The following is a 22425-nucleotide window of genomic DNA, read 5'->3' as shown; positions in this document are numbered from 1 at the left end:
ATGAAAACGATTCTGGTAGTGCTGGACGGCCTGAGCTTTGAAGTGGCTCAACATGCCATGGGGTATCTGCAGGCAGAGTGCGCGCAGGGAAACGGGCAGCTCTACCAGATATCCTGCGAGCTTCCTTCGCTTTCCAGGCCGCTGTATGAATGCATTCTCACCGGTGTGACGCCGGTGAAAAGCGGCATTATCCACAACGGCGTCAGCCGTCTGAGCAAAGAGCGCAGTATTTTTCATTATGCGCGCGATGCCGGGCTGACAACGGCGGCGGCGGCCTATCACTGGGTGAGCGAACTGTATAATCGTTCACCCTGGCATCCGGCCCGCGATCGCCACACTGAAGATGCCGCACTGCCCATTCAGTACGGCCATTTTTACTCTGACGACGGCTATCCGGATTCGCATCTGTTTGAAGATGCAGAGAGCCTGCGTCTGTGCTTTAACCCTGATTTCCTGCTGATCCACCCGATGAATATTGACGATGCCGGGCATAAATATGGCCTGTCGACGCCGCAGTACCGCAACAGGGCGCGTATGGCTGATGGCTATCTCTCTCACTGGATGCCGACCTGGCTGGAAGAGGGCTATCAGGTGGTGGTCACCGCCGATCACGGCATGAACGATGATCGCAGCCATGGCGGCATCTTGCCGGAAGAAACCCAGGTTCCGTTGTTTGTGTTTGGCAGCGCGTTCTCACTGCAGATCGACGCTGCGCCATTGCAGACAGAGCTTTGTGGCACGTTGTGCGACATCCTCGGCGTGGATCACGACAAGCCGGTCTGCCCGGAGCTGCTCGGCCCGCGGGAGTTTGCAGAATGAAAGGCAAAGGAATAGCGCTACTCTGTCTGCTTCCCTTTGCGCTGTTCTACATCGCTTTCCAAATCGCACCGCTGGTGTGGATTGCGATCAACAGCTTCTACAGCGAGATGAACGAAGCCTGGGGCTGGGCCAATTACAGCGACATCTTTACCTCAACCTTCTATCAGCAGGCGATCCGGTTCTCACTGACTATCTCCTTCTGGTCCAGCGTTTTTGGCCTGCTGATTGCGCTGGTGGGCGGTTATTCGCTGCATCAACTGGGCGGCGGCAGGCTGCACAGCTTCCTGATGTCATTTACCAATATGACCAGTAACTTCGCCGGTGTGCCGCTGGCGTTTGCTTTTGTGATCCTGCTGGGGCTGAACGGCTGTCTGACCTTACTGATGCGTAAATATGGTCTGATGGACGGCTTCAAACTCTACTCCACCGACGGGCTGATTGTGGTCTACACCTGGTTCCAGATCCCCCTTGGGCTGCTGCTGCTTTATCCGGCTTTTGACGGGCTGAAAAAGGAGTGGCAGGAGTCGGCGGCCCTGCTTGGCGCCAGCCGCTGGCGTTACTGGCGACACATAGGCCTGCCGATCCTGACGCCAGCCCTGCTGGGAACCTTTGTGATCCTGCTCGCCAATGCGCTGGGTGCCTATGCCACCATCTATGCGCTGACCACCGGGAATTTCAATGTGATCCCGGTAAGGATTGCCGCGCTGGTGTCGGGCGACATCTCGCTGGATCCGAACATGGGTAGCGCGCTGGCGATGGTACTGGTAGCGCTGATGACGGTGATCACCGTGGTTCATCAGTGGCTGGTTCGCCGCAGCTACCAGAACGCGCGCTAACGGAGAACAACAATGTCCCGAACGGAATATATTTATCACCGGGTGGTCGTCTTGCTGGTTTTTCTAATCCTGGCGCTGCCCCTGGTGGCGACGTTGCTTTACGCCCTGGCTTCGCGTTGGGGAGCCACCATCCTGCCCGATGGCTTTACGCTTAAATGGATGATCCAGTTGTGGAGCGATCCGCGTTTCCTGGTGGCCCTGGGCCATTCGCTACTGATCTGCTTTGGCGCGCTGTTCTTCTCGCTACTGCTGGTGTTGCCGACAATGTTTGTGATCGCTTACTACTTTCCCAAGCTGGATGCGGTGATGAACGTGCTGATCCTGATGCCGTTTGCCGTGCCGCCGGTGGTCTCCTCAGTCGGGCTGCTGCAACTCTATTCCGAACCGCCGCTGATGTTGACCGGCACGCCGTGGATCCTGATCGGCTGCTACTTCACCATCGCGCTGCCGTTTATTTACCGGGCAATTTCAAACAACATGCAGGCGATCAACATGCGCGAACTGATGGATGCTGCCGCGCTGTTAGGAGCCAGTACCTGGCAGGCCGCCCTGCTGGTGGTTCTGCCTAATCTGCGCAAAGGCGCGCTGATTGCGGTGCTGCTCTCTTTCTCCTTCTTAATCGGTGAGTTTGTGTTCGCTAACATGCTGGTCGGCACCAGCTATGAAACCCTCCAGGTCTATTTGTACAACGTGCGTAATGCCAGCGGTCACTTCAGCAGTGCGCTGGTGATCTCCTATTTCTTTGTTGTCCTGCTGGTAACCTGGCTGGCGAACGTCCTGAACCGCGAGAGAGGCTGAAGATGTCTTACTTAACCGTCACCCAACTGAATAAAAGCTACGGCCCGACAACGATTTTTCAGGATATCGACTTCACCGCCAGCGAGGGCGAGTTCGTCACGCTGCTGGGGCCAAGCGGCTGTGGCAAGTCCACGCTGCTGCGCTGCCTGGCCGGGCTGACTTCAGTGGACAGTGGCAAAATAGTGCTTCAGGGTCAGGATATTGTGCCGCTGACGCCGCAGAAGCGCTCCATCGGCATGGTGTTCCAGAGTTATGCGCTGTTCCCTAATATGAGCGTGGAACGTAACGTCGCCTTTGGTCTGAAGATGCAAAAATTGCCAGCCGCCGATATTCAGCGCCGGACTGCGGAGGTGCTGGAACTGGTCGAGCTCAACGATTATGCCAAACGCTACCCTCATCAGCTTTCCGGTGGGCAATGTCAACGTGTGGCGCTGGCCCGCTCGCTGGTGACGCAACCCCGACTGCTGCTGCTGGACGAACCGCTCTCCGCGCTGGATGCCCGTATCCGCCGTCATCTGCGTGACCAGATCCGCCGGATTCAAAAAGAGCTGAATCTCACCACGCTGTTTGTCACTCACGATCAGGAAGAAGCCCTGACGCTCTCAGACCGCATCGTGCTGATGAACAAAGGCAGGATTGTGCAGAATGGCAATGCGGAATCCCTCTACACGCAGCCGGTGGATCTCTTCGCCGCCGGTTTTATTGGCAACTACAACCTGCTCAGTGCGGAGCAGGCCACAAGGCTGACCGGTGACTCGTATCACAGTCAGGTTGCCCTGCGTCCGGAGTCTGTTGCTTTTTGCACGCCGGAGCAGGGCATCCCGGCAGAAATTCTCAGCCACAGCCTGTTGGGCAACGTTATCCGCTATCGGGTTAAAGCAAAAGAGGTGGAGTTGTGGGTAGATGTGCTGAACCGCTCGGTTGAGGATCTTCACCCGGCAGGCTTCCTGGTTGGGCTGAAGCTGGACAGGTTGACGCTCCGGGAAGTGGCCTGATTATCACTAACTATCACCCTGATTAACCAGATTTTTTCAGTAAATCGACTAAACTTAACCGCAGTGGCAGGACGGGGGCGCCCGTCCTGACGGTGTTCAGTTTTGACGTTGTGAGGTCGATATCGGTGTTAACCCTGCTTAATTTGCTTTCTGCTATTGCGCTGCTGGTCTGGGGAACGCATATCGTGCGGTCCGGGATTATGCGCGTCTACGGTGCTGATTTACGTCGCGTGCTCAGCCGAAGCGTGTCAAAGAAACCCATGGCCTTTGTTGCCGGGATTGGCGTGACTGCACTGGTCCAGAGCAGCAATGCCACCACGCTGTTAGTCACCTCTTTTGTCGCCCAGGAGCTGGTGGGGCTGACGTCTGCACTGGTGATCATTCTGGGTGCCGACGTGGGTACCGCGCTGATGGCACGTATCCTGACGTTTGATCTCTCGTGGCTTTCGCCGCTGTTTATCTTTTTTGGCGTGGTATTTTTCCTTGGCCGCAAGCAGACGCGCGCCGGACAGCTTGGCCGCACCAGCATCGGGCTGGGACTGATTCTGCTGGCACTGCAGCTGATTGTGGCGGCGGCTACGCCAATCACTCAGGCTGCCGGTGTGAAGGTGCTGTTCTCCTCGCTGACCGGGGATGTGATGCTGGATGCGCTGATCGGTGCGGTTTTTGCCATTATCAGTTATTCCAGCCTTGCGGCGGTATTGATCACCGCCACGTTGACGGCTACGGGCGTCATCTCCTTTAAGGTAGCCCTCTGTCTGGTGATCGGCGCGAACCTCGGCAGTGGACTGCTGGCGATGCTGAACAACAGCACCTCCAACGCTGCTGGAAAACGGGTAGCCCTGGGCAGCCTGCTGTTTAAGTTTATCGGCTCGCTGATGGTGTTACCCTTTATTGACCTGCTGGCGGAGTGGCTGCAGAAACTCGCCGTGAGCGACGAAGAGCTGGTGATCTTCTTCCACGTTTTCTACAACCTGATCCGCTGTGTGATTATGGTGCCGTTTGCTGAGCCGATGGCGGGCTTATGCAAAAAGCTGATCCGCGATGAGCCGGAAACCGATCTCCGTCTGAAACCAAAGCACCTGGATACCAGCGCGCTGACTACCCCGGCGCTGGCGCTGGCCAATGCCACGAGAGAGACGCTGCGCATGAGTGAGGTGCTGGAGCAGATGCTGGCGGCCTTCAGCAAAGTGGTGCACGGTGAACTGCGTGAAGAGCGCGAAATCCGTAAGCTGGATGACGATGTGGACGTGCTTTATACCGCCATCAAGCTCTATCTGGCGCAGATGCCCAAAGAGGATTTGCCAGAGGAAGATTCACGCCGCTGGGCAGAAATCATTGAGATGGCGCTGAACCTGGAAATGGCGGGCGATATCCTGGAAAGGATGAGCGGCGATGTGGCCGATAAATCGCTGACGGCACGACGGGCATTTTCTGTGGAGGGCCTGGAAGAGCTGGACAAGTTAATCGAGCAGTTGTCTGCTAACCTGCGGCTCAGCCAGTCGGTATTTTTATCGCGGGATATCACCAGCGCTAAGCGACTGCGCCGTTCCAAACACCGCTTCCGTATTACCAACCGCCGTTATTCGCACAAGCATGTGGATCGCCTGCATCAGCAAAACGTGCAGAGTATTGAAACCAGCTCGCTGCACCTTGGGTTACTGGGGGACATGAAGCGTCTGAATTCGCTGTTCTGTGCCGTAGCCTATACCGTGCTGGAACAGCCGGAAGATGAGCGAGAAGAAGAGTAACTGGACTCCCGTCAGCGTTGAGAGCTGAACCGGTAAAACGCTCATACGGCATGACAACCCTCCCGCCAGCGGTGAGAGCTGAGCTCCGGATCTGCTCCGGAGTTCAGCTCAACCTGGCAAGGAAAAGGCTGACTAAAGCCTCTTTTTCTTGATGGGTTTACCGGACCAGTAGCCAGCCAGCAGGGAACCAGAAAGGTTGTGCCAGACCGAGAACAGGGCACCTGGCAGCGCAGCCAGCGGTGAGAAGTAGAGTTTGCCCAGCGTCGCCGCCAGACCGGAGTTCTGCATTCCCACTTCCAGCGCCAGCGTGCGGCACGTTGACTCATCAAAGCCAAACAATTTCCCGCCCCAGTAGCCGCCGAGTAATCCGATGGCGTTATGCAGTATCACCGCCGCAATCACCATCAGCCCTACCGATCCGATAAAGCTCTGGCTGCCTGCCACTACCGCACTGATGATCAGCAAAATGCAGACCATAGAGAAGGCAGGCAGATAAAGCTCCACGCGCCGGACCAGACTGTTCATGGTGTGGTGGATAATCAGGCCAATGCCTATCGGCACCACCACAATTTTCACGATGCTCAACAGCATGCCCACCACATCCACCTGGATATGCGTATCGACATAGAGTTTGGTCAGCAGCGGCGTGGCAAATACACCCACCAGCGCCGAAACGGAGGAGATGGTGACCGACAGGGCGACATCGCCCTTAGCCAGATAAATCATCACGTTGGAAGCGGTTCCGCTGGCCACGCTGCCCACCAGAATCATCCCGGCCGACAGGTCAGGCGGCATATGGAACAGCTTAGCCAGGCCCCATGCTGCCAGCGGCATCACCAGATAGTGCAGAAACGTCCCGGCGATCACCGGTGCAGGGCGCGTCAGCACGCGTTTGAAATCCCCGATATTCAGCGTGACGCCCATGCCGAACATAATCAGCATCAGCAGGTAAGTGACCCAGGGGCCAATACCGGTGAAAGTGCCAGGGGAGTAATACGCAGCAACAGAGAGCAGGACTGCCCATAACGGGAACAGTCGGGTAACAATGGCGAGCATAGCCAGACTTCCTTTTATCGATGTTGTGGTTATTTTTTGCAGGTTTTGCCATAGCGCGCTTTTTCCGGAACGCGGAAAAAGTGAACGCCGAATCATAGCATTAAATCCGGCCGGGAAAAGGGGCTGGATGTGATGGAGCGGACCCGGGTAATCCATCAGTGTCCCCGGAGCATTGCTGTCCGGAGGGAAGCAGAGGGTTGCCATTCAACTCTCCCTGTTTCTTTAATTTATATCAGGTGACGATAATTTAATTTCCGATCTGCTAAGGAATATTCTGTAATCTGGCTGGCAAAACAGGTGCTCTTATTTGAAGCATGTAAACGGAAAGTAAAAATGAACTTACTCATCTCTGGCTGGACTTTATGTAGAGTGATTTAAAAAAGTAAACTTCAGTCGTGAAATAGTATCTTTGAAAATAATTACGGTTAATTTTACCTGCGATTTTCTAGTTAAATATGTAGTGATTGAGTAAATGAAATGAATTAACACGCATTTATTTTTTTGTTGTTATGTAATTTTTTTGTTTTATATTTCCCTGAAGGTTAAATGGTTGCTCAACAAGACGGTTTGTAAGCCGCTCAGTAAATAATAGAGATTTCTCTGCGACAAACTCCTTCCAAATTAGAGATGGCAGTATATTGTAGGGTATTTATTTTAATTCAAACACTTGAGGGTTAAGCGCAAAGCATATTGATCGGTTGAAGCGATCAATTAAAGACGTTTTGATTACCCTTTTCTTTCAATAATCTAAAATCTGTTGTTATTGACTCCGGTTAATTGAATATCTGACAATTACGTCCTGAAATTTATAGTGTCGATAGTTTTTGTTAATTCTTTCGGATTTATTTTCCCCAAATCGCCAGTTTTTTATAACAGGCACTGATGAGAATCTTATGAACTGTTTCTACCGTCTGTTTATAATAGCTTGCCTTAGTGCTACAGGCTTTGCCGTGCCTCAATTGTCCTGTGCCACACCGGTTATTGGCATTGGCAGCATGTATGATCTCCTGGTGCCTGGCATGCAGAGTATGACCAAACGTATTTATAATACCGGTGATTCGACGGCATTCATTCGCGTTGAACTTCTTGAAATTCATCCGGAAAACCGTACAGAAGCTCCGCAAAAAGAGATGTCCGGCACCACGCTGGAACAGGACAGGCTTATCGTCACGCCTCAACGGCTGATTATTCCTCCTGCCGGATTTCAGGCCGTGCGTATTCTCTGGCCTGGTGGGCGTGAAAAAGAAAAATACTTTCGCATCCGGTTTACGCCAGTTATGCCGGAAGTTGACGACAGTTTTGGCCTCGATAAAAAAACAGTGGATGAATACCGTAAAAGTGCGCTCTCTGCCGGACTTAACGTGCTTACAGGTTACGGAACGGTATTGATCGTACAGCCGGACAATCCGCTATTTAACTCTGTAGTGCTTGATACCTCTCCGGAGGCTGTGTCAGTCACCAATAACGGCAATGCCACCATCTCTCTGGATAACATCCGTCAGTGCAAAATGGCGAACACAGACTGCGGTTCCGTTTCCAGGGAATTTATTCTGCCAGGCAGAACGCATCAGGTGGTCAAAAAGGCCGGATATAAAACGAATTTCACTCTGATTGAGGGAAATAACAAACGGGTATTGAGCTATTAACATCTGCCAGTTTGTCAAAGAAGTTATGCACGCTAACAAATGGATTACTTTTAGTTCTCAAGGAAAATTTAAATGATACACAACCGTTATACGCTGAATAAATCTCTGGTAGCCCTGTTTTTGTCCTGTGCTGCCCTTGGCAGTTCAATGGTGCAGGCAGAGGATCAGAGTTACACCATTAACCTGACGGCAACTGTCCCGGCAGAAAGCTTCCAGGTTATTCCGGTCGAGAGCGGCTGGATTTCCCAGACTCAGGATATGGGTTACGACATTGCCACCAGCAAGCTTCAGATTTTTGAGAGGCAGTTCCAGTATAAAAATACCTCAGGTGCTATTCAGGCCACGCTGACAGGTAACCTGAACTCCGACGGTAAACCACAACTTTCTAACGGTACCGACGTCATTCCTCTGGATGTGACCTTTAACAACGTCACCATGAGTAAAACTGCTGCACCTGTTGTTACGGCTGAAGCTGCAAAAGCGGGTGGCCGTACGGCATTAAAAATCTCTCAGAGTGATAACAAACCATTAACGGTCACAGGCTCGTTCACCGGCAGCGTTTCGATGCTTTTTGAACCCGTCGTCACGACCCCTGCACCCTAAACCTTCCGTAAATATCTTTCTGTACTTAATGGAGGCTGCCGCAGGATCGCGGCAGCTTATTTATGAGAAAACCCCTGCTTATCCTTGCCATGTTCCCCTTGTTTGCATCGGCGACAGAGATGACGCTGGCTGCAAACATGCGTGGGTTGCCCGAAGATTTCAGACGATATTTTTACAACTCGGAAGTTATTGTTCAGGTTTATATGAATGATAAACGGCTGTTTGATGCGGCGGTTTCCCTGAAAGAGAACGGTGAGGTCAGGCTGCTGCGTACGCTTGATGAAACACAGGATATCGATCCCGACGTACGGACCTTATGGACTGACGTACTCAGAAAGGGCGTTTCCGTGGGGAAATGTACTGAACATTGTCCCTCCGGGCTGATGGCTGTGGAATACCGCCTCGACAATTCTGTGCTTCGGCTTTACACCGCGCAGTATGAGACGGCCCAGGCTAAAAGTCGCTACATTTCCATGCCGGATGAAACAACCGGCGGCGTGATTATGTATAACGACCTGTCGGTGACAAATACTGACTCTTCACGCAGTTGGGGAATAAACTCCTCCCTGACTTCTGCGCTTGGAGGCTGGAGCCAGAAGGCTTCATTTCAGTCCTCAGGAGTCGATGGCGACTACCGTTACAGCAGCTCAAGCCTGTACGAACTTTATTCCCAGAAAGAACTCCAGGGCAGTTTTGTTCGTCTGGGTTTTTTCACTCCTGACGGTGATACTGGCAATGTCCAGACCTCCGGCTTTGGCTATGACACTGTTGCCGGAGCCATGTGGGCAACCTCTGATGCATTGATGATCGGCGACGATAGCGTCAGCACCTGGCCGGTCTATGTGACAGGGCGTAATCAGTCGATAGCCGAAGTCTGGCGCGATGGCAGGCTTATCCATACCCAACAGCTTCAGGCTGGCTTACAGGCTCTGGACACCCGCAAGCTACCTGGCGGCATCTACGATATCACTATCAACATCATTGAAAACGGGCAGAGAGTCGATACGCAGCAGGCGCAGATTTATAAACCCCAGGGCTGGAGTAATCCGGACAGGCGCTGGCGCATGAATCTCTGGAGCGGGCAGCGCCGGACTCTGGCCACCGGCGATATCTACAAACGTGAAGACAATCCCTTTGCTGTGGGGGGCGGCGTTGATATCCTGGCTCATCCTCGCGTCATCCTGGGCGTAAGCGGGGCGGCCACGGAGGACGAACATCAGGTCCGGACGCGCGCTAACATTACGCTTTCTCCTGACGATACGCTGTTTGCCCAATTTACTTCAGGTAATACAAAGTACCAGTCGAACCAAAATACCGATTTTCGATACTACCGTAACCTCTTTGGAGGAGGCTCGGCGAGCCTGTTTTGGCGTTCAACCACTACAGATGTTTATGGCAGCAGAACCACCTCTCGCCAGCAGGGTGACACCTGGGGATCTTCTTTATCACTGAGACTCCCCTGGTCGACCTCCCTGTTACTTAATGGCCAGTATATGGATACCGCGTGGCGCCGGGGATTGGGTGCCGATTTCTCCGTCACTACCCTGGCCACCCTGTCAGGCAGGGAGATGAACTTCAGGGTCAGCGCCTATGACCGGCCTGGTTTTAACAACAATCGCCGTGACCACGGCGTGTCATTCGGTCTCAACATTTCTCTGGCCCCTGCGGCCCGCCACACCCTTTCAGCTGAAACCGGCATGAACCAGAATCAGGGATACTCCAGCCTGAACTATCAGTGGCAGCCGGGTAATGAAAGCAGTATCCGCACTTTGGGCGCAGGCGTTTCGTACAGCCCTCAGAATACGGTGATCGGCAGTAACGCCTCTGTGGACACCCCTTATATCAGCGGCGATGGTTATGCACAGCACAACACACGAGGGAGTACCAACACCTTTGGCGGCAATCTGAGCCAGATTCTGGTGATGGGCGGAGGCAAATTGGCCTCTACCAGCGGCAGCAGCAGCCGTAATATTGAGTCTGCGCTTATTGTGGATGTGGAGTCAGACGGTGAAAACGGCGGCATCATCGCCTCGGGCAATATGGCCGAGACGCGACTGACGGCTGGCCGAAATATCGTACCGACAGAGTTGTGGAAAAAGAACACTATTCAGTTTACAGCCAGTGGCGGCGAGAACGTTCAGGTCTTCCCCCAGCGCGAGAGCCTGCAGATGAATCGTGGAAGCGTGAAGTACATAAAAGTGAAGGCGATGAAAACCTTCACTCTGGTCGCCAGGCTGCAAAACGAACGGGGCGAGGTGTTGAAAAATCGTTATGTAAACAGCGATCTCTCCGGCAGCGTGATAAACGCAGAGGGCGTACTGACCCTGGATAACGGAGCGACCAACCGGTTACTGACAGTCAGGGCCGAAAATGCACAGCCAGCAATGCAGTGTGAGCTTCCCCCTGAAATGGACCGTACTAAAAAAGTGCAGTTTATCAGTGCGATCCGGTGCCGGGCTGTCAGTACAGGAGCAGAGAAATAATGATCATATTAAGATTACTGGCAGGCCTGGCCTTGCTGACAGGTTCAGCTGCAGTACAAGCTATCACTACCCACTTCACGGCAAGTTTTGCACCCTCACTGAGTAATCCGGAAAATAACAGTTTTACCAACACCACGCCTGTCAGTGGCTATTGTTTGAATTTTCCGGAAGAGTGTGAAGAAACGGGCACATTCAGTATCGACATAGGATTAAAAGCAACGCTAATCACTGAGGGCATTTATGCCAACGCCTCCCCTCGTGACAGCATGTATTTTGGAATGCCGGGAGCATGGCGTGATTTAGTTGTCACCAACAGTACAACGGGCAGCACTGCAACCTTGAGATTCAGAGTCTCTGCCTTCGCCGCGAAATACTATTTTCCTGATGGAAAGGGCAGTGGGACGTGGCAAGGCGGATCCTTTGTTTATGCACCCCCTCCATGCCTTTATTCAGGTGTTCTTTGGGGAGGCAACAGGTCAAACCAGTTTATGTGGAAACTTCCCAGCTCGGCCAGTGATGTGGCCTGCTATAAAATCGCTACTGTGGACTACCTGGGGGCCCCGACCTCTATTGAATCCTTCAGTATTGGGTATGAACTCAATACGCCGAATCCGCTACAGATGCAGTCAGGTGAATATTCGGGAACGCTGAATTTAAGCGTGGGACAGGGGGCAGATTTCGATTTTGGCAATAACTTTGCGATGAATGACAGCAACGTTTATTTAAATTTCACCCTCTCGGTAAACCATGAGCTGAACATCACTACGACGCCTGAGGATCAGAAAGTCACTCTTCAGCCCTGCGCTGGCGGTAAAATCTGCACGGAAGCAGAAGGAGAGGCAAACTGGGAACGCTGGATGATAACCCGCATTACGCCCCAGCTTACCGGCAGAAGCCATTTCAACCTGTCCAGCTCCGGCGCTTTTACGGTTTATCTCGCTTGTGAGCAGCAAAGTGGTTCCGATTGTGCCCTCAGAAGCGATAATGCGCCTTCACAGCTGATCCCTGTGCAGACGCTGCTGACGTTGCCGGAAAATGTAGTGGATAACGCCACCGGCACCCGGATTTCAAAAAGGCGCCTGGCAGTGGGTAAAGAGTTGGAGAAGAATGTCTTTGTAACCAAAACCTTTGGTCAAAACAAAAGGGGAAGCATCGATTTTCTGATCGACCAGCGTGAGGTGGATACTATGCTGAAGACCCGGCCAGATACTTTTCGCGGCGCGGTTACTGTGATCTTTGACCCTAAAATCTACTGATTGCCCGAAGCCGCCTGCGAATGTTGCAGGCGGCCGGATTTCGTGAGTAGCAATACAGGGATTTTGCGCTGCTAAAGCGCACTGACTGTTGTGGCGTCAGGCGTTATTCAAACAGATTATGGTGCAGCGTCCGCACCACCTGCTCGGCATCGTTACCCGGCACCAGGAAGCAGAGGTTATAGCTGCTGGCACCGTAACAGATCAGACGCAGATTGAACGGCTCCAGCACGCCAAACACCTCTTTGCCCACGCCACAGGCCTGAGAAAGCTTGTTGCCAATGATGGCAATCAGCGCCAGATTTTCTTCCACTTCCACGCGGCACACCGAAGAGAGTTCGGTCAGCAAAGCCTGAGTTAACAGGCTGTCACCGGTGGAGGTCGAGCCGGTCGTATCCAGCGTCAGCGCCAGGCTCACTTCTGAAGTGGTGATCAAATCAACGGAGATATTGTGGCGTGCCAGAATGGTAAAGACTTCCACCAGGAAACCACGCGAGTGCAGCATGTTCAGGCTGTGCAGGGTCAGCAGAGTTTGCTTGCGGCGCAGGGCAAGCGCCCGGAACAGCGGCGGGTTCTGCGTCTCATTGCAGACGCGGGTGCCGCCAGCAGCGGGATCTTTGCTGGAGCCGACAAACACCGGGATATCGCTGCGAACGGCAGGCATCAGCGTGGCGGGGTGCAATACCTTGGCACCGAAAGTCGCCATCTCCGCCGCTTCACCAAAGGTAATTTCGTCGATGCGTTTAGCGGACGGAACCACACGTGGATCGGTAGTGTAAATGCCCGGTACATCAGTCCAGATATCAATACGGCTGGCATTCAGGGCTTCACCCAGCAGGGCGGCTGTGTAATCGCTGCCGCCACGGCCCAGGGTGGTGGTGCGGCCTTTTGCCTCGCTGCCAATAAAGCCCTGGGTCACAATCAGCGCTTCTGCCAGGCGGGGAGCAAGCTGGCTTTGGGTCAGTTCAGCAATCAGCGGCAGCTCCGGGGCTGCACGGCCAAAATGATCGTCCGTGCGCATCACTTTACGCACGTCAAACCACTGCGAGGTGACGCCACGCTCGCGGAGGATCTCAACGAAAAGCAGGGTAGACAGCAGCTCGCCGTGGCTGACCAGTTCGTCGGTCAGGGCGGTGGAATTTGCCAGCGCCGCCGCTTCGGAAAGCATGGTGATGTTTTCCAGTACGCGATCGACCTCTTCGCGGATCACTTCTGGCTCAGCGAGCTGATCCACAATGGCGTACTGAATACGGCGAATTTCATCAAGCTGATAAGCCCGCTGCTCCTGTTCCTGTCCTTCAGACAGCGAAACCAGCAGATTGGTCACGCCCGCAGAGGCGGAAAGCACCACCAGTCGGGTGTCAGCATCGGCAAGCACCACGTCGGCGCTGCGGTTCATGGCGGCGAAATCGGCAACGCTGGTACCACCAAATTTGGCCACGATCAGGGATTGGGACATGTAATGACATACCTCGTGTCAGGTTAAATTCTATCAGCCTTGGCACAAGGAAAGAGCAGAAACGGGGAAAGACGTAGAAAAGGGGATTACTACGAGTCACCCAGAAGCGCCCCACCTTGTATACCCGCTTATTTGTCGCTGCATCAGCGCCAAATAAATTAAGTATGAATCGTCCGGCCTGCGAACGATCCTGGTGACAACCCAGAGGATTCAGCCCCTGCGGTCGATATTCACCCCTCCGGGGGGAATATCTCGGCGTCGCACCCCATGATGTGTTATCACTGGATTCGGTTCCTCCAACACACTGCCTGGGCGACGCGCCTCTTCTGGCTTGCGCATCAGATGCGCAACTAGCGCGCTACTAATATCTATTTATCTTGCCGCTGTCAATCTCTGCCGTCTGAGGAATTTTCATTTTGCACCAGCGCGATCAGCGTGCAGGGCAGGGCTGGCGTCTGTTCACCTCGAACCATATTCAGATTTCCTGCACCGTCCTGAATGAATAAAGGGATTACGCCCTGGTTCTTTTCCAGGTATTCCAGCCAGCCAAAATTCTCATTCAGCCGGGTCGCTTTAATGGTCGCGCCTTTAGAGAGCAGGCTGCTCAGCCGGGCATAGGTCTGCTCCTGACCAAACAGCACCTCATGGCGTTTGAATCGGGGGCTTTCACTGTCACGCTTGCCTTTGAATGCCGCGCTGGAGCGGATAGCCGCCACTTTGTTTTCACCAAACAGGTGGCTGAAATGGTAAACCCCAAGCGCATTCTGGTGGCGGTTAGGTGAGAGCGCCAGCACCTGAGCGGTTTCACTCAAATCCAGGTAGTTCTCCGCATGTTCAGACCAGGCATTGCCGTAATAGGCCGGGATGCCCTCCATACGTGCCAGCCGGTAATATTCCCAGCTACTGTCAGTGACCAGCACGGGGATGTCCAGCTTCTTCAGGGCGGCGGCCAGGGTGCGGGCCACGGTATTTGCGCCAATAATCAGCACGCCGCGCGGCTCGCGTTGCTGAACTTTCAGCATTCGCGCCAGCACCGAACTGGTCAGGCTTTGCAGCACCACCGTGCCAATAATCACCGCAAACACCACGGTGACCAGCTTATCAGCCCCGGCAAACCCGGTCTTCTCCAGCGTCAGCGCAAACAGCGAACTCACCGCCGCAGCCACAATGCCGCGCGGTGAAACCCAGCTCAGCATCAGCCTCTGGCGCAAAGAAAGGGAAGAGCCCCAGGTCGATACCGCGATACACAAGGGACGGGCAACGAACTGTACGATAAGCAGTAAACCTACCAGCGGCCAGCCCATCGCCAGCAGCGCAGCAAGATCCAGCCGCGCAGCCAGGATAATAAACAGACCTGAGATTAGCAGCGCCGACAGCTCCTCTTTAAACGCGATGATTTCGGTGAGATCCACCTCGCGCATATTGGCAAGCCAGATGCCCATTACCGTGACCGTCAGCAGGCCTGATTCATCCGCCAGCGCGTTGGATAACCCAAAGGCCGTGAGCATCACTGCGAGGACGGCAAAGTTCTGCAAATACCCCGGCAGCCAGACGCGTTTCAACGCCACGCCCAGTAACCAGCCAAAGACCACCCCGGCAATCAGGCCAACGGCCGCCGTCAGCCCTAACGTCCAGAACAGGTGCGTTAACGATTCAGCTTTCTGACGCAGCACAATAAATTCAAACACCAGAAGGGTAAAAATAGCGCCTACCGGATCGATCACTATGCCTTCCCAGCGTAAAACCTGGTTAATGGCTTTATCAGGGCGCACAACGCGCATCAGAGGGGCGATCACGGTCGGGCCGGTGACCACGGTCACTGAGCCGACCAGGGCGGCGAGCTCCGGGGAAAATTCAACAGAGCCCAGCAGGCCACGCTGATCGCCAGAAAGGTAATCAGCATCCCGACGGTAACCAGATTGCGTACCACCTTGCCCAGACCACGGATCTCATCGAAGCGCAGCGTTAACGCACCTTCGAACAAGATGATCGCCACCGAAAGTGAGACAAAGGGGAACAGCAGCGACCCAAACAGGGCATCAGGCTGCAAAACATGGCAAAGCGGACCCAGGACAATGCCGAAAACCAGCAGCGGCAAAATGGCGGGCAGGCGCAGTAACCAGGCCAGCCACTGGGCTACCAGCGAACTTAATCCAATGATAACCAACAGCAGTGGGGCGGAGAGCTCCATAAAATTTTTCCTTTCAACAGCAAGAGTAGTCATACTGAAACGCTGAGCGGCCAGGCTGGCCACCGACTGAATTATAAATAGCCCCGGATAAAATGGCGGGAAATCCTGCCAGTGATAGTTGAGACCTGTTACAGGAAGAGGAAAGCCCGCAGGGTCCTTCAGGTAACATGGCGTCCGGTCTGATTTACGGTTCTTAAATAAAAAGAGTGTGTTGTCATGAAAAATATCAATCCGACACAAACCGCTGCCTGGCAAGCGCTGCAGCAGCATTTTGAAGAGATGAAAGACGTTGAAATTGCGGACTTGTTTGCTAAAGACAGCGACCGTTTTGCCAATTTCTCTGCCACCTTCGACGATCTGATGCTGGTGGACTTCTCTAAAAACCGCATTACCAGCGAAACCCTCGCCAAATTGCAGGATCTGGCAAAAGAGACCGATCTGCAGGGCGCTATCAAGTCGATGTTCTCCGGCGAAAAAATCAACCGTACCGAAGACCGTGCTGTGCTGCACGTTGCCCTGCGCAACCGCAGCAATACGCCGATCGTGGTCGACGGCAAAGACGTGATGCCGGAAGTTAACACGGTGCTGGAGAAGATGAAATCCTTCTCTGAGCGCATCATCAGCGGCGACTGGAAAGGCTACACCGGCAAACCGATTACTGACGTGGTCAACATCGGTATCGGCGGCTCTGATCTGGGGCCGTTCATGGTGACCGAGGCGCTGCGCCCGTACAAAAATCACCTCAACATGCATTTTGTTTCCAACGTTGATGGCACGCATATCGCCGAAACGGTGAAAGACCTTGATCCTGAAACCACGCTGTTCCTGGTGGCTTCCAAAACCTTCACCACGCAGGAAACCATGACTAACGCCCACAGCGCGCGTGACTGGTTCCTGAAAACGGCGGGTGATGAGCAGCATGTAGCTAAGCACTTTGCTGCGCTCTCTACTAACGGCAAAGCCGTGGGTGAGTTCGGGATTGATACCGCCAACATGTTCGAGTTCTGGGACTGGGTGGGCGGACGTTACTCGCTGTGGTCTGCCATTGGCCTCTCTATCATTCTGTCGATCGGTTTCGACAACTTTGAGAAGCTGCTGAGTGGCGCGCATGCTATGGACAAGCACTTCTCCACTACGCCAGCCGAGAAGAACCTGCCGGTTATTCTGGCGCTGATTGGTATCTGGTATAACAATTTCTTCGGTGCTGAAACCGAAGCGATTCTGCCTTACGACCAGTACATGCACCGTTTTGCCGCCTATTTCCAGCAGGGCAACATGGAGTCAAACGGCAAGAATGTTGACCGTAACGGCGCCCCTGTTTCCTATGAGACGGGCCCAATCATCTGGGGCGAGCCGGGCACTAACGGCCAGCACGCGTTCTACCAGCTGATCCACCAGGGCACCAAGCTGGTACCCTGCGACTTCATCGCGCCTGCGGTTTCGCACAACAACCTGGGCGATCATCATGCCAAGCTGTTGTCGAACTTCTTTGCTCAGACCGAGGCGCTGGCCTTTGGTAAATCCCGCGATACGGTAGAGAAAGAATTTACCGATGCCGGTAAAGACGCTAAATCCGTAGAACACATCGTGCCGTTTAAGGTGTTCGAGGGTAATCGCCCAACCAACTCCATCCTGCTGCGTGATATCACGCCGTTCAGCCTGGGGGCGTTGATTGCGCTGTATGAGCACAAAATCTTTACCCAGGGCGCGATCCTCAACATCTTCACTTTCGATCAGTGGGGCGTTGAGCTGGGCAAACAGTTAGCTAACCGCATCCTGCCGGAACTCTCCGGTAGCGAGCAGATCAGCAGCCATGACAGCTCTACCAATGGCCTGATCAACCGCTACAAAAACTGGCGCGGCTAGGATAGCGCGTTGAATCTGAGGGCTGGTGCCAGTTCGCCAGCCCTCAGGTTATTGCGAAGGTGCAGGCTCAGGGAGCCTGTGCCTCTCACAAAGACGCAAAAAGCGCCGTCCGTGTCAGCTCAGCACGGGCCGTACGTGGCCCGTGATGCTTTGTTCAAGGCACAGGCTCCCATCGCTTCAGGTTCAGCGATCAGATACGTATTCAGATCCGGCTTTACCTGTTTATGGTCCTGGTTGACACTCTCTCAATTTCCTTATTTTCCCGACGGTTGCCCGCTTAGCGACACGCAGCGTCTGAAAAATCCCTCTGAATACCCCCAATAATGGGTAAAGTCGTCAGCCTCAGGCTGAGGTTAATCCTAAAAACAGCCCGGAAAAGCGCATTCACGCCAAGATAAATCTGAAAGAACCGGACGGGTTAAAAGGGGTTATTGCCATTCTTCGCGCTATAACTTCCTGAAAATTATTAATTTTAAGCAAAAGCACCGCCTCGCAGGCCCATTTCCGGTTAAACCGCTTCTCTAAAGACTATTGTCAGGCATTGGCACTATTCAGAGGGTGTATTGCAGTCATTAAGTCTGATTTTATGAATTATTTAGTCAAATGTTGCTCTGGAGAGGCAAAGCGTGCTTTTTTTAGGCAGGTAAAATTGGCGCGTCCGGCCGCCGGGATCCCACTGAATTCTGGTCATTTATTGCCTTATACTGGACCCGCCTGAAACCCTTCAGGTGAGGTATCCATTCATTTAATGAAGGGAAATGTTATGAAAAAAGTCTTATGTGCTGCTGCAGCCATAGTGTATCTGGCAAGTGCTTCAGCCGCGTTCGCCGCGCCTGAAGAAGCTGGCGCCGCGGCGGGTGCTACAGCGGGGACTCTCTCCGCAGGAACCACCACGGCTGTGGGTGTGGGTGCGCTTGGCGCCCTGGTGGGTGTTGCTCTGGCAGCATCCAGTGGCGGAAACGGTTCTAATACCGGCACCACCACCACGACCACCACCAGCACCACGCGTTAAGTGCGGTAAATTAATCATAACCACACAGTTGTGTGGTTATTTTTCGACATTGTCGACTTTGCTCAGGGACACACACAGGTGCGCTACCTACCACTGCTGCTTTTATGCCTGCTTCTCCAGGCCTGTACACAAACACAAAAAGGGCTGGGAGAGACGGTAAAACTCGCTCTGCTCGGGCCGGACGACGTTCAGGTCTCTGATGAACAAGTAGAAAGTCTGCCTTATGCCAGCATGTACCTGCGCGTGAATCACGGGCAGCGTATCTTTGTGGTGCTGGGCTTTGATGAAAATGGCCAGCAAAAATGGATCACCCGCGATCGGTCGATGGTGGTGACTCAGCATGGCCGTGTGGTGAAAACCCTGGGGCTGAGTGACAACCTCACCGAGGTCACTAATCTGCAGCAGGACCCGCTGATTAAGCCGCTGGAGTTAACGGAAGGCGCAAGCTGGACCCGCACGCTGAGCTGGACTGAAGCCGGGAAATTCCGGGCAGGAACTGCCACCTCGCGCTTCACCCGACTGAAAGATCAGGTACTGGCACTGGCCGGTAAAAACGTTGCCTGCCGGGTCTGGCAGGAAGAGGTTGAGCTGCCGGCTGAGGGCAAATCCTGGACGAATATTTTCTGGATTGACACCACTACCGGACAGGTTCGCCAGTCACAGCAAACGCTGGGCGGCGACTATTTCCCACTTGAAACCACCATCCTGAAGCCCGCGAAATCATGAAAAAAATAACTCTTCTTCTCGCAGGCCTCTCAGCCTGCGTCTCGCTGAGCGTGTGCGCAGAAAGTCAGGTAACGGTTTATTCTCCCGGCCAGGCCCAGACGTCGACAGTCAGTCATGCAAAGAATCTGGCGGAACTGGTCAGCAGCCCGGCGTTGATGGGCAAAAGCTGGTGGCCCGGTACGGTGATTGCCGAAAAACTGGCTACGGCAGTGGCTGTCCAGCAGCAGCAACAGGTACTGGCGCGTCTGAAAGCCTGGAGCAATAAGCTTCATGCAGAAGGCGATAGCGAACAGGCTGCGGTGGTGGATAACGTCTTACAGCAGGTGGCATCCGTCAACGTCACGGGCCGTCAGTTAGCCAATCTGGATCCGGACTGGGTCCGAACCCATCCGGAGGAGAACCGTCGACTGGAAGGCGATTACAGCGTTTATACGCTGAACAAGCCTGCGACGGTAAGGCTTGCCGGAGCGATCGCCAGCAGCGGTCAGGTCACCTGGTTACCGGGCCGCAGCGTGGTGGACTACCTGGAAAATCATCCCCGCCTATCAGGTGCAGAGCGTAACGTTGCTCTGGTGATTGCCCCCAACGGTGAAGTGAAGGAGGTTCCTGTCGCTTACTGGAATCGCCGCCACGTCGAGCCTGAAGCTGGCAGCACTATTTTTGTGGGCTTTTCTTCCTGGACGCTGCCTGGTGACGACGAAGATCTCAACCAGCAGATTGTTTCTGTTTTGACGCACCGGATCCCTGACTGATGAAAAAAACGTATCTTCTCAGCCTGATGGCTATCTCCGTGGCCTGTGCCTGCCAGGCGCAGGCGGCGACGTATCCCGATCCGGTAGGGCCTTCGCAGTCAGACTTCGGCGGCGTGGGTCTGCTTCAGGTTCCCACGGCCCGTATGGCAAAAGATGGCGAATTCAGCCTGAACTATCGCTATAACGATCAGTATCGCTTCTACTCATCCTCAGTGCAGCTCTTTCCCTGGCTGGAAGCGACCATCCGCTACACCGACGTGAAAACCCGTCGTTACAGTGCGGTGGACAGCTTCAGTGGTAATCAGAGCTATAAAGATAAAGCCTTCGATCTGAAAGCCCGTCTGTGGCAGGAAGGCTACTGGCTGCCGGAAGTCTCCGTAGGTGCCCGTGACCTGGGCGGTACCGGCCTGTTCGACAGCGAATACATGGTGGCCACCAAAGCCTGGGGCCCGTTTGATTTTACCCTCGGCCTGGGCTTCGGTTATCTGGGCAACAGCGGCACGGTGAAAAACCCGTTCTGTGAAGCCGACAGCAATTACTGCAATCGCTCTGAAAGCAGTGGTACAGCCGGATCGGTAAACGGCAAAGACATGTTCAAAGGCCCGGCGGCGATTTTCGGCGGCGTGGAGTATCAGACGCCGTGGCAGCCGTTGCGACTGAAAGCCGAATATGAAGGCAACGATTATCAGGATGACTTTGCCGGACGCCTGGAGCAGAAAAGCAAAATCAACGTCGGGGCGATTTACCGCCTGACCGACTGGGCCGATGTTAACGTCAGCTATGAGCGTGGCAACACCTTTATGGCCGGCTTTACGCTGCGCACCAATTTCAACGATCTGCATACTGCCTCAATTGACTCAGCAAAACCGGCCTATAAGCCTCAGCCGCAGGGTGAGTTCCTGGAGCCCACCACCGTGGCTAACCAGCTGACCGATCTGAAATACAATGCTGGTCTGACTGCTCCGAATATTCAGGTCAAAGGCAATACGATGTATGCCTCTGGCCAGCAGTCGAAATATCGCAATACCCAGGAAGGGATCGATCGTGCCAACGTGATCCTGATGAACAACCTGCCTTCTGGTGTCGACACGCTGAACGTCACCGAAACCCGCAACCGGATGCCTCAGGTAACCACCCAGACCAGCGTTGCCAGCCTGCGTCAGCAGCTGGAAGGTTATCCGCTGGGCAAAGAGCAGCCTCTGGATCAGAAACGTATTGAACCTGTGGAACCGGGTCATACTCAGCAGGGTTATTACATCGACGGCGATCGCTTCAACTACAGCCTCTCGCCGGTGCTTAACCAGTCTGTGGGGGGACCAGAAAGCTTCTACCTGTATCAGGTCGGGGTGATGGGCAATGCCAGCTACTGGCTGACCCAACACTTGTTAATTGACGGCAGTGTGTTTGGCAACCTGACTAACAACTACGACAAGTTCAATTACAACGGCGCACCGAATGACTCTTCACTGCCTCGCGTGCGTACCCATATCCGCGATTACGTGGAAAACAACGTCTACGTTAATAACCTGCAAGCCAACTACATGCATGAGCTGGGTAACGGCTTCTATGGCCAGGTTTACGGTGGCTATCTGGAAACCATGTATGGCGGCGTAGGGGGCGAAGTGTTGTACCGTCCGCTGGACTCTGACTGGGCGTTTGGCATCGATGCCAACTACGTTAAGCAGCGTGACTGGGACAACATGATGCAGTTTAACGATTACTCAGCCAAAGTGGGTAACGTGACGGCTTACTGGCGGCCTTCGTTCTTCAACAATCAGGTGCTGGTAAAAGCGAGCGTGGGCCAGTATCTGGCCGAGGATAAAGGCGCGACCGTGGACATCTCCCGTCAGTTCGACAGTGGGGTGATTGTGGGTGCTTATGCCACCAAAACCAACGTCTCGGCAGAAGAGTATGGTGAAGGTGATTTCACCAAAGGGTTCTATATTTCGATTCCAATGGATCTGTTTACCGCTTCGCCAACGCGGGGCCGTGCGCAGGTCAACTGGACGCCGCTGACGCGTGATGGCGGTCAGATGCTGGGCCGTAAGTATCAGCTGTATGACATGACCACCGATCGCGATATCGATTTCCGCTAAAAGCAGTGGCCGGGGGCGTCAGGGGGGCAAAACGTTTATGCCGCCCGGCCTCCTGTTTTTCCTGCCTGCATCAGCATGAAAGC

Annotated in this window: 16 protein-coding genes, 1 pseudogene and 1 riboswitch; of the genes and pseudogenes, 14 read left to right on the top strand and 3 right to left on the bottom strand. The window is 54.0% G+C overall.

Annotation, left to right across the window (positions count from 1 at the left end; genetic code table 11):
- The 5 genes from VRC33_RS20630 (at position 1) to VRC33_RS20610 (ending at position 5199) form a co-directional block, all read left to right on the top strand.
- Positions 1-819, top strand: a complete 819-nt coding sequence (locus VRC33_RS20630; RefSeq protein ID WP_338558987.1) for an alkaline phosphatase family protein — start codon at positions 1-3, stop codon at positions 817-819.
- Positions 816-1655 carry an ABC transporter permease subunit gene (locus VRC33_RS20625; RefSeq protein WP_338558985.1) on the top strand — a complete coding sequence of 280 codons (840 nt, stop codon included), beginning with the start codon at positions 816-818 and terminating at the stop codon, positions 1653-1655. Before VRC33_RS20630 ends, VRC33_RS20625 begins: the two co-directional genes overlap by 4 nt.
- A gap of 12 nt (positions 1656-1667) precedes the next feature.
- Complete coding sequence (locus VRC33_RS20620; protein ID WP_338558983.1) at positions 1668-2453, top strand: ABC transporter permease; 786 nt, start codon at positions 1668-1670, stop codon at positions 2451-2453.
- A 2-nt stretch (positions 2454-2455) separates the two neighbouring features.
- Positions 2456-3448: an ABC transporter ATP-binding protein gene (locus tag VRC33_RS20615; RefSeq protein ID WP_338558981.1), complete on the top strand. Its 993-nt coding sequence runs from the start codon at positions 2456-2458 to the stop codon at positions 3446-3448.
- 125 nt (positions 3449-3573) lie between these two features.
- Positions 3574-5199, top strand: coding sequence for a Na/Pi cotransporter family protein (locus VRC33_RS20610; protein WP_338558979.1), 1626 nt, complete (start codon positions 3574-3576; stop codon positions 5197-5199).
- 132 nt (positions 5200-5331) lie between these two features.
- On the opposite strand, the gene panS is transcribed toward VRC33_RS20610, so the two are convergent.
- The gene (gene panS, locus VRC33_RS20605) at positions 5332-6255 is read right to left on the bottom strand and encodes a ketopantoate/pantoate/pantothenate transporter PanS (protein WP_338558977.1); all 924 of its coding nucleotides are present in this window, start codon (positions 6253-6255) and stop codon (positions 5332-5334) included.
- Between the two features lie 950 nt (positions 6256-7205).
- Here panS and VRC33_RS20600 point away from each other — a divergent pair.
- The 4 genes from VRC33_RS20600 (at position 7206) to VRC33_RS20585 (ending at position 12243) form a co-directional block, all read left to right on the top strand.
- Complete coding sequence (locus VRC33_RS20600; RefSeq protein ID WP_338558975.1) at positions 7206-7901, top strand: hypothetical protein; 696 nt, start codon at positions 7206-7208, stop codon at positions 7899-7901.
- 72 nt (positions 7902-7973) lie between these two features.
- Positions 7974-8504 carry a CS1 type fimbrial major subunit gene (locus VRC33_RS20595; RefSeq protein WP_338558973.1) on the top strand — a complete coding sequence of 177 codons (531 nt, stop codon included), beginning with the start codon at positions 7974-7976 and terminating at the stop codon, positions 8502-8504.
- 62 nt (positions 8505-8566) lie between these two features.
- Entirely contained in the window at positions 8567-10987 is a 2421-nt protein-coding gene (locus VRC33_RS20590; RefSeq protein WP_338558971.1) for a TcfC E-set like domain-containing protein, read from the top strand.
- A gap of 488 nt (positions 10988-11475) precedes the next feature.
- Positions 11476-12243 (top strand): hypothetical protein, encoded by a 768-nt coding sequence (locus VRC33_RS20585; RefSeq protein ID WP_338558967.1) that lies wholly within the window; start codon positions 11476-11478, stop codon positions 12241-12243.
- Between the two features lie 103 nt (positions 12244-12346).
- Here VRC33_RS20585 and lysC read toward each other — a convergent pair whose 3' ends face one another.
- Together lysC and VRC33_RS20575 are read right to left on the bottom strand one after the other, a co-directional pair.
- A complete protein-coding gene (gene lysC, locus VRC33_RS20580; RefSeq protein WP_338558964.1) occupies positions 12347-13699 on the bottom strand; it encodes a lysine-sensitive aspartokinase 3 in 1353 nt (450 codons plus the stop codon).
- A 96-nt stretch (positions 13700-13795) separates the two neighbouring features.
- Positions 13796-14033, bottom strand: a riboswitch (Lysine riboswitch).
- Between the two features lie 52 nt (positions 14034-14085).
- Positions 14086-15890 (bottom strand): annotated as a pseudogene (locus tag VRC33_RS20575) (sodium:proton antiporter).
- 216 nt (positions 15891-16106) lie between these two features.
- On the opposite strand from VRC33_RS20575, the gene pgi reads away from it, so the two are divergent.
- From pgi to VRC33_RS20550, 5 genes are all read left to right on the top strand, one after another.
- Positions 16107-17756 carry a glucose-6-phosphate isomerase gene (pgi, locus tag VRC33_RS20570; RefSeq protein WP_338558962.1) on the top strand — a complete coding sequence of 550 codons (1650 nt, stop codon included), beginning with the start codon at positions 16107-16109 and terminating at the stop codon, positions 17754-17756.
- A 763-nt stretch (positions 17757-18519) separates the two neighbouring features.
- Entirely contained in the window at positions 18520-18768 is a 249-nt protein-coding gene (gene yjbE, locus VRC33_RS20565; RefSeq protein WP_306208686.1) for an exopolysaccharide production protein YjbE, read from the top strand.
- A gap of 78 nt (positions 18769-18846) precedes the next feature.
- The gene (locus VRC33_RS20560) at positions 18847-19494 is read left to right on the top strand and encodes a YjbF family lipoprotein (RefSeq protein WP_338558957.1); all 648 of its coding nucleotides are present in this window, start codon (positions 18847-18849) and stop codon (positions 19492-19494) included.
- Positions 19491-20246 carry a capsule biosynthesis GfcC family protein gene (locus VRC33_RS20555; RefSeq protein WP_338558955.1) on the top strand — a complete coding sequence of 252 codons (756 nt, stop codon included), beginning with the start codon at positions 19491-19493 and terminating at the stop codon, positions 20244-20246. Before VRC33_RS20560 ends, VRC33_RS20555 begins: the two co-directional genes overlap by 4 nt.
- Positions 20246-22342: a YjbH domain-containing protein gene (locus VRC33_RS20550; RefSeq protein WP_338558953.1), complete on the top strand. Its 2097-nt coding sequence runs from the start codon at positions 20246-20248 to the stop codon at positions 22340-22342. Before VRC33_RS20555 ends, VRC33_RS20550 begins: the two co-directional genes overlap by 1 nt.
- Positions 22343-22425: the final 83 nt, after the last annotated feature.

Source organism: Erwinia sp. E_sp_B01_1, assembly GCF_036865545.1.
In the GTDB taxonomy this organism is placed as follows: domain Bacteria; phylum Pseudomonadota; class Gammaproteobacteria; order Enterobacterales; family Enterobacteriaceae; genus Erwinia.
The sequence above is the reverse complement of the archived record's forward strand: the minus strand, read 5'-3'. Positions and strand labels throughout refer to the sequence as shown.

Coding starts and splice junctions, on each gene's coding strand:
- VRC33_RS20630 (WP_338558987.1), top strand. CDS start 1: ATGAAAACGATTCTGGTAGTGCTGGACGGCCTGAGCTTTGAAGTGGCT.
- VRC33_RS20625 (WP_338558985.1), top strand. CDS start 816: ATGAAAGGCAAAGGAATAGCGCTACTCTGTCTGCTTCCCTTTGCGCTG.
- VRC33_RS20620 (WP_338558983.1), top strand. CDS start 1,668: ATGTCCCGAACGGAATATATTTATCACCGGGTGGTCGTCTTGCTGGTT.
- VRC33_RS20615 (WP_338558981.1), top strand. CDS start 2,456: ATGTCTTACTTAACCGTCACCCAACTGAATAAAAGCTACGGCCCGACA.
- panS (WP_338558977.1), bottom strand. CDS start 6,255: ATGCTCGCCATTGTTACCCGACTGTTCCCGTTATGGGCAGTCCTGCTC.
- VRC33_RS20595 (WP_338558973.1), top strand. CDS start 7,974: ATGATACACAACCGTTATACGCTGAATAAATCTCTGGTAGCCCTGTTT.
- VRC33_RS20590 (WP_338558971.1), top strand. CDS start 8,567: ATGAGAAAACCCCTGCTTATCCTTGCCATGTTCCCCTTGTTTGCATCG.
- VRC33_RS20585 (WP_338558967.1), top strand. CDS start 11,476: ATGTGGAAACTTCCCAGCTCGGCCAGTGATGTGGCCTGCTATAAAATC.
- lysC (WP_338558964.1), bottom strand. CDS start 13,699: ATGTCCCAATCCCTGATCGTGGCCAAATTTGGTGGTACCAGCGTTGCC.
- pgi (WP_338558962.1), top strand. CDS start 16,107: ATGAAAAATATCAATCCGACACAAACCGCTGCCTGGCAAGCGCTGCAG.
- yjbE (WP_306208686.1), top strand. CDS start 18,520: ATGAAAAAAGTCTTATGTGCTGCTGCAGCCATAGTGTATCTGGCAAGT.
- VRC33_RS20555 (WP_338558955.1), top strand. CDS start 19,491: ATGAAAAAAATAACTCTTCTTCTCGCAGGCCTCTCAGCCTGCGTCTCG.
- VRC33_RS20550 (WP_338558953.1), top strand. CDS start 20,246: ATGAAAAAAACGTATCTTCTCAGCCTGATGGCTATCTCCGTGGCCTGT.